Annotated in this window: 10 protein-coding genes; 3 read left to right on the top strand and 7 right to left on the bottom strand. The window is 42.1% G+C overall.

Features of this window, described 5'->3' with window-relative positions:
• Window positions 1-117: 117 nt before the first annotated feature.
• Window positions 118-636 carry a hypothetical protein gene (locus tag AX660_RS08815; RefSeq protein WP_068375685.1) on the top strand — a complete coding sequence of 173 codons (519 nt, stop codon included), beginning with the start codon at window positions 118-120 and terminating at the stop codon, window positions 634-636.
• Window positions 637-872: 236 nt separating this feature from the next.
• Here AX660_RS08815 and AX660_RS08810 read toward each other — a convergent pair whose 3' ends face one another.
• The 7 genes from AX660_RS08810 to AX660_RS08775 all read right to left on the bottom strand — a co-directional run bounded on the left by AX660_RS08810 (window position 873) and on the right by AX660_RS08775 (window position 11,803).
• Window positions 873-1,910 carry a Vgb family protein gene (locus AX660_RS08810; RefSeq protein WP_201027429.1) on the bottom strand — a complete coding sequence of 346 codons (1,038 nt, stop codon included), beginning with the start codon at window positions 1,908-1,910 and terminating at the stop codon, window positions 873-875.
• Window positions 1,911-1,991: 81 nt separating this feature from the next.
• Complete coding sequence (locus tag AX660_RS08805) at window positions 1,992-3,974, bottom strand: glycoside hydrolase family 127 protein (protein WP_068375683.1); 1,983 nt, start codon at window positions 3,972-3,974, stop codon at window positions 1,992-1,994.
• 50 nt (window positions 3,975-4,024) lie between these two features.
• The gene (locus tag AX660_RS08800) at window positions 4,025-5,908 is read right to left on the bottom strand and encodes a CRTAC1 family protein (RefSeq protein WP_068375680.1); all 1,884 of its coding nucleotides are present in this window, start codon (window positions 5,906-5,908) and stop codon (window positions 4,025-4,027) included.
• A gap of 41 nt (window positions 5,909-5,949) precedes the next feature.
• A complete protein-coding gene (locus tag AX660_RS08795) occupies window positions 5,950-7,419 on the bottom strand; it encodes a sulfatase family protein (RefSeq protein WP_235594702.1) in 1,470 nt (489 codons plus the stop codon).
• Window positions 7,420-7,455: 36 nt separating this feature from the next.
• On the bottom strand, window positions 7,456-9,003 hold the full coding sequence (locus tag AX660_RS08790; protein ID WP_068375678.1) for a sulfatase-like hydrolase/transferase: 1,548 nt from the start codon (window positions 9,001-9,003) through the stop codon (window positions 7,456-7,458).
• 33 nt (window positions 9,004-9,036) lie between these two features.
• A complete protein-coding gene (locus AX660_RS08785; protein ID WP_068376976.1) occupies window positions 9,037-10,524 on the bottom strand; it encodes a family 16 glycosylhydrolase in 1,488 nt (495 codons plus the stop codon).
• 421 nt (window positions 10,525-10,945) lie between these two features.
• Window positions 10,946-11,803 carry a helix-turn-helix transcriptional regulator gene (locus AX660_RS08775; RefSeq protein WP_068375674.1) on the bottom strand — a complete coding sequence of 286 codons (858 nt, stop codon included), beginning with the start codon at window positions 11,801-11,803 and terminating at the stop codon, window positions 10,946-10,948.
• Between the two features lie 392 nt (window positions 11,804-12,195).
• Here AX660_RS08775 and AX660_RS08770 point away from each other — a divergent pair, with 392 nt between their 5' ends.
• Window positions 12,196-13,758 carry a sodium/sugar symporter gene (locus tag AX660_RS08770; RefSeq protein ID WP_068375672.1) on the top strand — a complete coding sequence of 521 codons (1,563 nt, stop codon included), beginning with the start codon at window positions 12,196-12,198 and terminating at the stop codon, window positions 13,756-13,758.
• A gap of 382 nt (window positions 13,759-14,140) precedes the next feature.
• The gene (locus tag AX660_RS08765; RefSeq protein WP_068375670.1) at window positions 14,141-15,259 is read left to right on the top strand and encodes a Zn-dependent alcohol dehydrogenase; all 1,119 of its coding nucleotides are present in this window, start codon (window positions 14,141-14,143) and stop codon (window positions 15,257-15,259) included.
• The last annotated feature ends 33 nt before the right edge of the window (window positions 15,260-15,292 follow it).

Below are 15,292 nucleotides of genomic sequence, written 5' to 3'. Positions count from 1 at the left end.
CAGATGAATATTAGTTGCCCTTGACGCTATTATTATAATTGCACTAGAGAGTGAGTTGATTTTACTTAGTTCTAATAAATAGCGGTCCTAATTACCGCTATTTTATTGAGGATATTTATGAAAAAACAAATTATATGGGTAATCTGCATTGGGATTGTAGCTTACTTGTTATTTGGTATTCATTGGTCAAATTCATGGGAGCTAAAAAAACACTGTTTTCATCCCACTACTCTTACAATTCCTGAACTTTTTCAACTTAAAAATAACGTTCTTTGGGAGGAAAAAGAGCGTGAAGACTATCCCGAATTCGTTTGGAATGTACCCTATTTAGTGACTTTTAGTGGATCCCAACAAGAAGAACAGATTATTGCTTTGGGTATAGCAGGTTTTTTAAAAGATGGGAGTTCCTGGGAGCAGGGAGCAAGGTTATTGGAGCGCAATACTTCAGTAAGATTAAATGGAAATGTCATTGTTCATCATCTGGGGATATTAAGCAGTTTTGTGAATCAATTTTCCGTATTAACCTCACTGACTGCCGAAGTAGAAGGTAAAACGTATCTAGTATATGGATTTTCACTTGCAGATAATATTAAGGAGAAATTTATAACAAATAAGTGTTATGAAGGAAATATCTAGTTAAAGTTGCCAATTCTTTTTGCTCTTCCCCAAACTTTGTAGATACTCAGCTTGCCTTTGAACAGAACTTTTCAAACTCACTCATTTTATCGTTCGGCTGCGTAATGTGTTTAGTCCGCTTTGGGTCGAAAACCGACCTAACTTAAGACTACCAGACAATTTTTAGACTGTCTCCTTTCATCAAATGAGCCATTCAAAGATTTACCTCAAGCGACTCTTATTGCTCAGGGTTAAAGCTACTCTACCGCTGTAAGTGGAAAATAAGACAAGGTATAAGGTTTGCTGTGTTGGGTGTTTTCCATGCCATTGCCTACCATCAAATCAAAATTGGATATGATCAGTTTGTCGCCATAGACCAATAGATCGGCGGGTTGGTCGAGTTGGCCATCTGTGCCGTTGTTATCGGGGTAATCTGCCAATACGGTCACATTTTGCTGGCTGTCGATTTTGAATAATTGATTACTGGCAAAACCGGCGAGGTACATATTGTCGTATTGATCAAAGGTCATTCCGTCTACCGAGGCTTGCCAAGGTACCTTGGCATACTCTTCGGTAAGTGTTACCTGCCCGGCATCATCCAAGGTCAGCTTGTACACTATGCCGTCGCCCATATTGGCGGTGTATAAGTACCCTTTTGAATCAAACGCGAGGCCGTCTAAGCCAATTTGTTTTTGTGGGTTTTGGGTTTCAACACTAAAAATTAGCTGAGGGTCAGCCAAGGTATTGCTGAGCTGCAGATTGCGTGCATTAACATCAATACGATATATACCGCTGGTATTGTTAGTTGATTTTACCTTGGGCATAGTAAGTTGGGTGGCATACAGTGAGCCCTTAAAATAACGCAATCCATTAGGGTTTAAACCAGTGGCTATGACTTCGGTATTAATCAATTTACGCCCGTCAAAACTTAACTTAAGTAAGCGCCCTTGTTTAACGCCGCGACTATCCGCCACATACAAGGCACCGTCTGGTCCATAAGCTATGCCCATCGGATTGGCTTTGTTTTTTTCCTTTAACCTGGGAACACTAACCAAATGGCTAACTTCGCCCTGATGATTGAGCGAAAATAACTCACCTTCCAGATTTTTATTGGCAAAGTTAGGGCAAGACAGGGTCAAACTGCCATCGGGTGCAATGTCAAACGCATCGGGTGTGGGGCAGTTATCGGGCAAAGTGGCAAAATGTTGAGTAGTAGCAAGAGTAGTAGGATTAGCATGCACAAACACGCTACTGATTAAACTCAATAACAATAAACAGGCTTTAACGCTGGTCATGGGTCGCTCCAGAATGATGGTATATAAGAAATGAAATTTAAAGGCGCACCAGAGGGTGATGCGCCTAGTGACTAAGGGGGGTTATTTCCACACGACGGGCATAAAGACCGTCATTTCTGCCATGCCGCGATTGCTCCAGGCGTAATAAGGCACAAAGTTGGTTTTGTGGGCCGTCCATTGGGGTTTTTTAATGGTGCGATACATGCTGTTTTCTTTGTCAGCACGCAATAATACATTGCCACTTAACACTGTCATGCCGCCTAAAAAGTCGGGGCGGTGTTGCACCTCAAGTTCAGAATCACCTGCAATGTAAACATCGAGGATGCCGGTATTGGCAGGTAAGTCAGGGGTTTCTACACAGTAAACTAAAGGTCCACGTTTAATCGCCACTTGGTTACGTACTTCTTCAATTCGTGGGTGACCTTCAACTAAATTGACTTCCATGGGCATGTCTAAGGTGATCACATCACCGGCTTGCCATTGACGTTCAATGACAGCGTATTGACCGGGAGTAAGGGCGACATCAACCGCTTGTCCGTTTACTTGCAAGGTAGTGCCTAGCGCCCACTGAGGAATACGAATTTGGATATCAAAGGCGCTGGTTTTACACTCTTCGATAGTTAGTTTTACCAGTCCCTTCCACGGGTATTCAGTAGACTGACTTAACTTAAGTGAGCTGCCATCTAACAAGGTGGTGTGTAATTGGTTAGCACCAAACAGGTTTACCGCTACGCCTTGGTCAGACAGGCTATAGGCCCAACCTGATATTTGCGCAATAGTACGCACCAGATTAGGTGGGCAGCAGAAGCATTCGATATAAGGTTCACGCTCAGGTGACTCGGTACAATCACAATGGTCTGAATAGTCACGTTGACCAAAGTTCATGCGCAGTGGATTAGCATAAAAGTACTTATCGCCGTCGGCGCTGATCCCCACCATGGCACTGTTGTGTAATACCAGTTCAACGATGTCTGCGTGTTTAGCATCACCGGTAATGCCCAATAAACGCCAGTTAAACATGGCATTGGAGATGTTGGCGCAGGTTTCGTTGTAGGCCGTGGAATTGGGCATCATGTAGTCATCAATAAAACCTTCGTGGATCATGTTTTGATCATCGTAGGCTCCGTGGTGACATTGACCAAACGCGCCGGTTAGATACATTTTCTTTTCTGTGGCGCTCGACCAAATACGGCTTAAGGCATCTAACAAGGCGGTTTCACCGGTTTCGGCGTACACGTCAGCAGCACCTGAGTATAAATACATGCCAGTAACCGCATGGCCTACTGCTTCGCTTTCTTCGCGTAATGGGGTTTTCATTTGGCACTGATCACCAGTAAACCAATAAGGCACACTGTCATGTAAAGCCATGGGCACCGAGCCACGCATGGTGACAAAAATATCGGCCAGCTCTAGGTACTTTTTATTTTGGGTTTCACGATACAGCTCAACCAAAGCCATAATTTGTGAGGGGTTAAAGCCAAAACGGGCATGTTGTTCTTCGCGCGGCGCAAACACGTTATATAAATAATCGGCATGTTTAATGGCCAAATCTAACCAGTTTGTTTTACCTGTCACTCGGTGATGAATAACACCGCCGGTAATCAAGTGGCCAGAGTTATACAGCTCGTGATCGGTTACCTTGGTATAACGCGGTTTTTTAAGTATCTGGTTATGGGTGTGAATATAACCATCAGCTAACATGGCACTGGCGATGACATCGATGATTTCATCCATTTCAGCCAGAATTTTTTCGTCTTTGTTTACCGCATACACATAGAGCGAGGCTTCCATCCATTTATAAAAATCACCGTCATGCCATAACATGCCTTTTGCTTCGCCCTGCATTAAGCCAGCCGCAATCTTAAAGTTGTTATAGGCGTGACCTATATCGCCCTTAAGTAAGGTACCCATGTGCGGCACCATAATTTGTTCGGCTTGTTTAAATTTGTCGGCCCAGAAACCTTCCGTCCAGCGGCAGTCTCCAATATTGATACTGCGTAATTTCACAAAAGGACTTTGCGAATTCGCATTAATAGCATTTTTATGGGCGTGTAAGGTGTTCATAAAATATTCCTATAAAAGTAGGTAGCACAAGTGTTAAACATTAGTTGGTATTAGCCGCCAAGCTTATGCATGACATCGGTGGATAGATTAGTGGCGGTGCTGACTTCGCCGTCAGACCATCGAACTGTCACCTTATCAACCGACTGACATTGGCCTAAACCAAAATGCACAACTTGACTAAAAGATTGAGTATAGGGTGCCGCTGTGGCGCCTACGCGTTGAGTTTGGCTCTGTTGACAGGCGCTAATGGTGACCATTGCCCCCAAAGCCGAAGCCTTATTTGTCGGTGAAGACTTAATCATGAGTTTGATAAAATGATTGTTATTTTTTAAGCCGTTTTTATACAGATGCCAAAGGCCACGCTCGTTGGCATAGATCAAGTCCATATTGCCATCGAGGTTATAGTCAAAGGCATCGGCCCCTGCCCCCATTGCACCCAGCTCTGGCGAATAAATACCGTGTTGCAGCTCTTGTTCAAACTGCCCCTGCCCTTTATTTAAAAACAGCAATTGGCTAGTGGGTTTAGACAAATCTCCACGTTTGACCACAAACAAATCTTGAAAACCATTATTGTCAAAGTCGGCTACCGCCACACCTGATGTATGCTCATTAACCTTAAGATTTGCTGTTGCATTGGCCTGCTTAAAACGGCCGCCGGTATTTTCCAGCAGAATATCTTCTGGCGCGGCAGTAAATTGTGTAGCTTGATAGTTTTTAACTCGATGAATAACGCCGCTTGTGGGTGGATTAGTATTACCAGCAATGCGCCAAGTATCGTTACCAATGTAACCAATATACAGCCCAGGTTTGTCTAACTTATCCGGCCAGCCTAGAGCCAAACTACTGACTATTCGTATCGTCTGTCCGCCATGGTGTTCGCCAGGATATTCATAAAGATAAGCACCTTCGCCGATAAATACATCTTGATGGGGATAGGCGGCTTGAAAGTTTTCCATTTCAAACACATCACCCATCAACAGATCGTCAAATTTAAAATCACCGCGTTTGGTGTAAAAAGCAAAAGTCTGTTTTTGTGCATCAAAAAAGGTATCGCCAGCGGCAAATTCTTGGCCACGACTAATATATAAATCCACGTCGCCATCATTGTCATAATCGATGGGCGCAATGCCAGTGGCAAACTCGATATCTTGCTCCAACACGGTTTTTGTTACATCCACAAAACCCAGTTTACCTTGCCCCTGCAAGACCTTAAGTTTGCCTTCACCATAGATCAATACATCGTCGATATCGTCATTATTAAAATCGGTGATCAGTATTTTTTGCCCATCACGATAGGTTTTAGGCAAATTACCCACTTGCAGCAAATTATATTGCTCAGCATTTTCATAGATAAAATTTTCACTGACTGAGGGAGAATTATTAGAAGGAAAACCCAACAACAACAGATCGAGATCACCATCATTGTCGCCATCAAAAAACTTCCCGGTACGACCTCTGATATTAGTTAAAGGAGGATTAAAGTCTGCACCTTCACTGATTTTACGGTCTTTAGTGATATGAAATAATTTAGAATTGCGCGCATTTGAACCCGAGCCACCACCACGAGAAACCAGAATATCCATGTCGCCATCTTTATTGTAATCAGCCACTCCTATGCCATGCATATCACCCACGATAAGATCATAGCCTTTGGCAAACTTACCAGCATTGTTCCAATACAGTTTTACGGTATAACCATGGTCGGTGAGTATTAGGTCGTCGTAACCATCCTGATCTAAATCAGCAATGACGGCGTTATCCCACTTGCGACGCGACATATTTTCTAGTGGAATATCCCCGTTATTTTCGCTAAACCACTGCGCAGAGGCATTGAGCTTTGCGGCGCCGTCATTGCCTTGTGACAGGGATTGTTGACAACCCACTAACAGTGCTGCCGTAAGACAAATGTGCAAATAAGATTTTAGCTTAGGCATAATATTTCTATCCTTGGTAAACAAATAAACGTGAAAATTGATTAGTCAGATTCAGTTGAGCTAATGCTCGTTTTGAAGGTTTGATCAAAACGTGGCATGCCCTTTAAGCGCCAGTTGGCCCCTTCTTCAGATATGTGAAACCACAAAGGTTGCACGTTATCCCATGTCCATTTTTCCATTTCAGCCACCATGTCATTTAACATTAAGCTATTGCTAGCACTCAAATCATGTTGCTCTGAAATGTCTTTTTCGATATTAAATAGCTGCCAGTCCTGCTTGCCGTATTTAACCGCCTTAAATTCATTGCGGCGCACTGCCGCATCGCTGAAACCATCACGGTGGCGCAGTACATAAATCAATTCATCTTGATGAGGGTTTTGATTGGCTTGTAAGTCTTGCCAAATGTTTTTGCCATCCAATTTATTATTTGCGGGCAAGCTTGCACCGCCTAATGCGGCAAAAGTGGGATAAAGATCTAAGGCCAAAACAGGGTGTTCAAACTGCTTACCTGCTGCCACTTGTTGCGGCCAATGCATTAACATAGGTGTGCGAAAACCGCCTTCGTAAACACTGCCCTTACCTTCTTTTAAAGGGTAATTGCTGGCGCCTTGTCCCAGTTTTCCGCCATTGTCACTCATGAACACAATCAGGGTATTATCAAACTGATTATTGGCTTTTAAGGTTTCAACTATGCGTCCCACACCACGATCAACGGCGTAAACCATGCCGGCATAGGTCTTACGCTTTTTATCTTTAATATTGGGAAACATCGCCATGTCTTCTTGCTTCGCTTCCAATGGCACATGGGGCGCGTTGTAGGCCAAATACAAAAAGAATGGTTTGTCATTTTTAGCGGCTTTAGTTACAAAGTTAACGGCTTCGCGCGACAAGGCATCGGTAATGTATTCAGTTTCGCGTACTTCTTTACCGTTATGCTCAAGCGGCGTTAAATATTCAAAAATATTGGTCACACCTTGTTTAACACGCTCGTTATAGGCCTTTTCAAATTGCGCTGGAAAATAGTTATGTCCGCCACCTAAAAAGCCATAAAACTCTTCAAAGCCACGTTTGTTTGGATGATATTGTGGTGCATCACCTAAGTGCCATTTACCCATAGCACCAGTAAAATATCCGGCGTCTTGCATGACTTGCGCAATAAAGGTTTCACTGGTGGGCACGCCGACAAACGAGCCTCGAATAGGCAAGTTAAATTGCGAGCCGATTTTATGAGGATAACGTCCCGTTAGCAGAGCAGCGCGACTTGGTCCACAAAATGGATGTGCCACATAGGCTTCACTAAACGTTGTACCTTGAGCCGCCAAGGCGTCTAAATTTGGCGTAATAATGTCTTTCGAACCATTAAAGCCTACGTCGTTGTAGCCAAGATCATCCGCTAAAACCAACAATATATTGGGTTTTTGAGTTGGTGTTGCGGCAACAACACAACTGACACCACTTAAAATCAGTGCAAGTAACACTCTACAGTGTTTTTTAAATATCATATTAATCATTCTCGACACCTCAAATTTGTTAACGCTATGCCTGTGTTAGTGAACCTGATAAGTGCCATCTTTGCCTGACACATAGGGTTTCATTTGCTGCCTAAACTTCACCACTGAAGGATCGGCAGTGCGCACTAGCTCTGCGTCTAACAAAGCGATCATCTCTAACAATTGGGCTTTGTATTTAGGATTTTTAACTAGGTTATTTAACTCTACTGGGTCGTTTTTCAGATCGTAAAACTCGTCACGACTATCACCAGGATTCCACACAAACTTAAACTCAGGAGTACGCAGGGCACGAATACCAAACCATCCTCCGTTGTACCATTCATAGGCATACAGGGCTTGATCCACTCGTCCTTGGTCGGCGCTATCACCTTGTTGCATTAAGTTGACTAAACTACGGCCATCCACATCACCGTCCGATTTGAGTCCCATCCAGTCACCTAAAGTAGGCGCAATATCTAACATAGAAACTTGTTTGGTGATGGTGCGTGGAGCTTGTGCCGGATCACGAATAATCAGTGGCATTCTCATGAGTTCGTCGTAAGCATAGGGCCCTTTGTCATACAGACTGTGTTCACCCAACATGCTGCCTTGGTCACCTACGACTATGATGCGTAGATCAGCATAAACACCTAACTCTTTAGTGGTTTGAATAATCTCACCTATGGCATGGTCGATCATGGCGATAGCACCGTAATAATAAGATCGTGACTTACGCCAATCTTCGTCAGTCATGTGCTCAACATCATGCCAAGGCCACCAAGCATCATCTTGAGACATGGGTTTAAATTGACGTTTTGCTAAATGATTTAGGGGTAATTCAAGGGTACTAGGATCGAACATACTGGCATAAGGCTCTGGCACTCTATAGGGAGGATGAGGCTGTTCAAAGCTGATCACACTAAAAAAGGGTTTGTCTTTGCTGGCAAAATCCTTAAGCATTTTTTGGCCATGACGCACGTTTTCTGCAGTATGCGAGGTTTCATAGGTACCGGGTAAAGTTTGGTAATATAAGTGTTTTTCACCCTTGGCATCGCGCCCACCTTGGTTGTAATTGGCCATCTCTTCTTGCATGACATAGGGTGTCCATTGACGCCCATGACGCTCATTGGCATGTTCATGACCCCACATATAATCAGCGCCACGTAAGGCAGGACCTTGAGGCCCCAAATGCCACTTGCCCACATAGCCAACTTCATATCCTGCATCGTGAGCACGTTTAATCACACCACCTTCAGATACATCCAACTCAGATACACGAGAGTGATATAAACCCACATTATCCTCTAATCCCGTTTTATGGCCCCAGCGCCCGGTGAACATGGCTGCCCGAGAAGGTGAACATAAACCCGTCGTTGTCATGGCGTTATCAAAACGCGTACCTTGCTGAGCTAAAGCATCAATATTAGGTGTAGAGACGGGGCCACCACGATACGAAAACGTATCAAAACGCATATCATCAAACATCAGAATCAATACATTGGGTTGTTTGGCACTGGTCACTTCTGCACTGGAGACTTTATCAGCCGCACATGAAGTACCCATGGTGATAGACAAACAAGCTAATGTTAACAGTCTACGTATCATTAAATTATCCTCAACTCTGCTCTAGTGGCGCTGTTATTTAACCTGTTGAATTTCGATATCATCGATATAGATAGTGCTTGCACCTGCGGTGATATTTTTACTATCCAATTGGATGCTTAACGTGTCGCTCGCGCTGGATGGATTCGACCGCTGAATAGTTTGACTCAGTGTTACCCATTTGCCTTTAGTCACCTTGCTCAAATCAAAATCAAGGCTTTGATTATTATCTGCTAGCAAAATACTCAGTTGACTTAATTGGGTTTCAGGTAGGATCCATATGGATACTGAAACTGTTAATTCACCTGCGGGCAATGACAGTGCACCAGCAGGTGCAACTACCTTGGTTAACTGACTAGTTGCCGTACTGGCTGCACTAATTTTTAAGCTGCGTTTACCTTTGTTAAAGTTGTCATACACGATAGAGGCCTGTTTGGCTGAGCTCTCGTCAATGTGCCAAAATTTTTGATAATCGTCGTTTTCTGAGTTTTCAGGCACCAATTTTAAAGGGCGTGGATTTTGTTCAAACAAAATAGGCCCTTCGAAACCAAAAAACTGACGTTGTAATAAGTTTGTTTGCGGCTTTTGCCACACACGCACATAGTCAACATCAAAGGTAGCGGGCAATTCTTCAGCATGGGGCATGCCTAACCAATGAAATATCTCAGAATCTAACCAGATTTCCATTGGGTTAGTTAATACCCAACGGTCACCTAACTCTGCTTTAGTCACTGAATAGATTTCTTTACCATCAGTAAACAGTTTGAAATAGTCTTCGCCCCACTCTGCGGCATAAACATGGAATTCATCGGCCACTCTAAACGGATATTTTTCACTGTGCTGAAAAGCCCAAGTAGGACGTTTAGCTGGCGGACGCCAATCGTGTACTGTTGATTTAATATAGTCTTCGCGGATATTGCCCTGAATTTTCGGCTTGCCCATTTGCTCATAAACATCAATTTCAGACTGGTAACCTATAGCCCAAAACGCACTGGTCATGGCCGCATCGATCGCTTTAGAACGAACTTCCATATACCCGTTTAGAAAACGTTTATGACTGACAATAGCCGCCGTTGTCACTGGCATCGGTTTGCCTTCATGCTCTCCATACTTAGCATCAACCGAACCATCCGCATAGTTTTCATTGGCAAACTGATAATCAGGCTCCCACTGTGAACGCAAACGTAAAAAACCATCCTCTACTAAGACGTTATGGGGAACAAATTGTGAGGGCGCGCGACCTTTCCAAATGTAGTAGTCACCATTGTCACCTTGTACTAACCATTTGTTACGGTCAATTTCAGTGCCGTTAAATTCATCACTGATGTCTTGATTTAACACCCAACCTGCTGAGTTTGTAGGATCAGATAGAGGACTTACTGACGACGATGCAGCCGCACTCACTGCGGGAGCTGAAGCTTGAGCTTGGGTAACGCTTGATTCTTGTTCGCCGTCACTATTACATGCAAACAAACTTTGCATAACAACCAGACATAACGCACTTTTAGTAAATGTAGATTTCATTGATAGCTGCCCATGCAAACTCACTGCCCCCACAAAACGACCATATGTATTCATTACATAGTGACAGCACAAATTGGGTTATAGCGGCTTTGTTACAAATTTGTATTCTATTGTTAAACCATTGGCAATATATAAACATATGATGTTTGTATATGCAATACCAATTAGCACAAATTGGCCAATTGATGTTTAGTCGTGAAGAAAAGGATCGGCTCGAAAATTACAAAGGTAACTTGGGTAATGGCACAGAACTGACCATGGGTAAACATGGATATAGTTTATCTAAGAGAAAATTCACAATATTTCAACGTGAAAGTAGAATACTGAGCATTTTGGAAAACTGCCTCACAATAAACCTGCAGACATATTTTGTTGCGCTATTAAAGTAAGGAAAAACCTGAAATCAAGGTTATATTTTCACCTAAACTTTTTGTTTTATCTCGCTCCGATACTTTTTAGGTGTTACCGCAAACTGTTTTTTAAACTGAGAGATAAAGTGTGATGGGCTGGAGAAGTTGAGCTCGTAACTTATCTCTGTCATGGATTTATCACTTTGGCTGATCAATCTAGCGGCACTGTAAAGTTTATGTTGTAAGCTATATTGTGAAAAATTACAGCGAAAAATAGATTTAAACATACGTGAAAAATGAGAAGGTGATATATGACACAAACTAGCCGCCTCAGTTAGAGTCAACTCTACCGACTTGTTTTGTCGAAATAAATCGATAGCCGGAGATAGTTTTTCATAGCCAATACTGGATGTAATTGGCATGCTATTGGGAGTTGTTACCGCTTGAGAATGCTCTGCAATCCACAGAATGATCAATCTTAACAACATCAAACTTTCTCCGCTCAAGGGGTTGTTTTGATAGCATTGATGTAACCATTTCACCATCTGCTGCACGATTTCTATATCTTTTTGCGGTAGTCGCAAATGTTGACCATGTTGCAGTAAGGAACTTGCTTTTTGCAATTCAACTTCGTTAAATAATTCAGGTAAAAATTGGATGATATACCAAGACTTTGGTCGCTCACTCAAATCAAAATTGTGGGTTTCTAAAGCGGGAGTAAAAACGATATCGTTATCTATCAGTCTTGATTCACCTTGGTTGTAATAATAACAACCATCGATTTGTTCAAAAATAATAAATTCGTGCACTTCATGAAAGTGCAAAAAACACGAATAGGCATCATTCTCTTCATATTGAACGTTATGAATTTCAAACTGATAACCTTTCTCAATACAAAAAGGTTCACAATAAACTTGTACTTTTCTCACCAAGATGCACCACATATATATAACATTAAATATATAGTTAACATGAATAATTAACTAAAAAAAGCATATTGTTAACATTTATTGAAAGTTAAGTAACAGTTCTATCTTTTGATTAATGCTTAAATTAGTGCTGCGTAGTAGCGAGAAAAAAAAGGGTATACCTTAAAAAATCCATAATAACTTGCGCAAAACACTGAAGGTCTTGGGTGGATGTAGCAAAACACCCGAATGAAGTCTTTAATCGTCAATCCACTATTTTTCTGACGTGACATGAATATTCATAATGTCTTTAAGACAATTGTCAAAACTTTAAAATTGCCAAATTAGGCTGAAAAAGACAAATAAATGACAAGGTTAAACCTTAATCAAAAACTAGAACAAAGGTGTGTTAAATGAAATTGGAACAACTCGATTTTACCGTTTTTATAGTCTACGTCATTGGACTTTTATGCATTGCATTGTGGATATCACGTAATGATCACAAAGGTGAGCGAAATACTGAGGATTACTTTCTTGCCAGCAAATCATTGCCATGGTGGGCAATAGGCGCTTCTCTAATTGCAGCCAATATTTCTGCTGAACAAATTATTGGTATGTCTGGCTCAGGATATGCAATCGGTTTAGCCATTGCTTCTTATGAGTGGATGGCCGCTATCACACTAATCTTAGTGGGCAAATATTTGTTACCTATCTTTTTGAAAAATCAAATATTTACCATGCCGCAATACCTTGAGCAACGATTTGATAGTCGCGTAAAAACCACCCTAGCGTTATTTTGGTTAGCGGTATTTATCTTCGTTAATTTAACCTCAGTATTATGGCTAGGAGGCTTGGCAATCCAGACTGTCGCCGGCGTTGACTGGATGTTTGGCATGATATTTCTTGCTGTGCTTTCAGTGGCGTATTCCCTTTATGGTGGCTTAAAAGCCGTTGCTTATACCGATATTATTCAAGTTGTATTGCTTGTGTTTGGTGGCTTGTTATTGAGTTATTTAGCTTTAGAAAAAGTCGCCGATGGTGGCGGTTTTATCGCTGGTTTCAATATACTTACCGAAAAAATGCCCGATCATTTCGATATGATTTTATCAAGTGACAACCCCAATTATATGAGTTTACCTGGTATATCAGTTCTGATTGGCGGCTTATGGGTGATGAACATAGGTTATTGGGGTTTTAACCAATATATTATCCAACGAGCATTGGCCGCTAAAAATATTCAAGAGGCGCAAAAAGGCATTGTTTTCGCGGCCTTTTTGAAATTACTCATGCCAATTATTGTGGTTCTACCCGGTATTGCCGCACTGGTTTTATATCCTAACCTCACTGCTCCAGATCAAGCTTATCCCTCGATGATGGGATTAATGCCAGCGGGTATTAAAGGATTAGTCTTTGCTGCATTAGTGGCAGCTATCGTTTCATCACTGGCCTCCATGACTAATAGTATTTCAACCATATTTACTATGGATATCTACAAAAATCTACAGCCCACTAAGAGCCAACGTCACTATGTTCATATCGGTCGCATCGCGACCCTTGTTTCACTTTGTATTGCACTGCTAACCGCAGAGCCGTTATTGGGTAAATTTGATCAAGCATTTCAATATATACAGGAATTCACTGGGTTATTTTCCCCAGGTATTACCGCAATATTCTTAATGGGCATGTTTTGGAAGCGCACGACTTCTGCAGGTGCCCTATCTGCTGCGGTAGGCTCTGCGGTGTTTTCCGTGGGGTTTAAATTCCTATGGCCAGAATTACCCTTTATGGATCGCATCGGTTTGGTCTTCCTCTTGTGTATTGCACTTTCCATCTTTGTGTCACTGCAAGGCAAAACAACTGAAACTAATAGCTCAGTTAATCTTGATGAAATTAGTTTTGATACCGAACGTAGCTTTAATATATCCGCAATTGTTGTGGTGGTAATTTTAGTCTTACTCTATTCAACTTGGTGGTAACAAAAATTAAATCATAAGTTGAGCTTTCTACTTGTTGGAAAGCTCAACGCTATATGCGTCTGCAGAAAAATAAACTGCTAATCATATTCCTTCATACATGTTCCATGTATACATAAGTCAAAATGTTTACAACACGCTTACATTGTTAACAATAAACAGTTACCATAACTTAAACCGAACACATTATTGATTACCGATAGCTCCTACTAGCGGGATTTTCACACACTGAAAATTATCACATAAATGATACTTAATCGCATAAAGCACCGGACATATCCACATAAACATCAAATAAACGATACTTATTATACTAAAATTGACAGTTATTACGTTTGATATATGTTCAAATAACACATCTTTTGGCCTAACTAGAATTAATATTATGATTACATCCAAGGCGATTATTTCCAACGGCAAAGGTCATTACCACCTCGATACTATCAAGGTAGGTGACTGCGGTGACGATGAAGTACTGGTAAAAATTGCCGCAGCTGGCATTTGCCATACCGATTGGGATTCCATTCAAAACTGGAACAAAACCTTTATTGTTGGCCATGAAGGGGCTGGACGTGTGCAAGCTGTGGGTAAAAACGTCACTAAGGTAGTGGTTGGCGACAAAGTGATTTTGAATTGGGCCATTCCCTGTGGCGAGTGTTTTCAATGCCGCGAAGGCAATGTACATATCTGTGAAGTTAACTCCCCTGTGTGTGGTTGCGCCCTAGCCGGCCATGCCCATATTGAATCTTCGACCCATAACGAACTGCCCATCGAACGCTCTTTCCATCTAGGCACTATGAGTGAATACACAATAGTTAAACAAGCGGCTGTGGTTAAACTTAGCCATGAGATTTCTTTTGCTGCCGCGTCTATTATTGGTTGTGGTGTGATGACAGGTTGGGGTTCGGTGGTTAATGCCGCCAACGTCAAAGCGGGTTCGTCGGTATGTGTCATTGGCTGTGGTGGTGTAGGCCTTAATGCCATTCAAGGAGCCAAAAACTCGGGGGCGGCTAAGATTATCGCCATTGATATTAACGACGCTCGCCTAGTTCAAGCCAAAGAATTTGGTGCCACTCACGGCATTATTGCCGACAAAGAAGACATTGATTTCATTAAAGTAAAAGCCCAGGTCAAAGCCTTAACCCATGGCCGTGGTGCTGACTATGCCTTTGAATGCACTGCTATTCCTGCTCTGGGTTCGGCGCCATTAGCTTTGATCAGAAGCGCGGGTACCGCAGTGCAAGTCAGCGGCATTGAACAACGCATAAACTTTGATTGTGAACTCTTTGAGTGGGACAAAATTTACATTAATCCCCTTTACGGCATGTGTAACCCTGAACGTGATTTCCCACGCATTCTTGACCTCTATCAACAAGGCCAATTGAAACTCGATGAACTGGTTTCTAAAACCTATAAGTTGGAGGATATCGCCCAAGGTTTTGACGACTTGCTAAATGGCCGCATTGCTAAAGGTGTAGTGGTATTTGATGAGCTGGATGGCTGAAGTGGTGGCTAAACAAAGAACAAAAAAGGAATA

It is taken from the genome of Paraglaciecola hydrolytica (assembly GCF_001565895.1).
GTDB classification, from domain to species: domain Bacteria; phylum Pseudomonadota; class Gammaproteobacteria; order Enterobacterales; family Alteromonadaceae; genus Paraglaciecola; species Paraglaciecola hydrolytica.
Note: the sequence above shows the minus strand (reverse complement) of the source record. Positions and strands in the feature narration are given on the sequence as shown.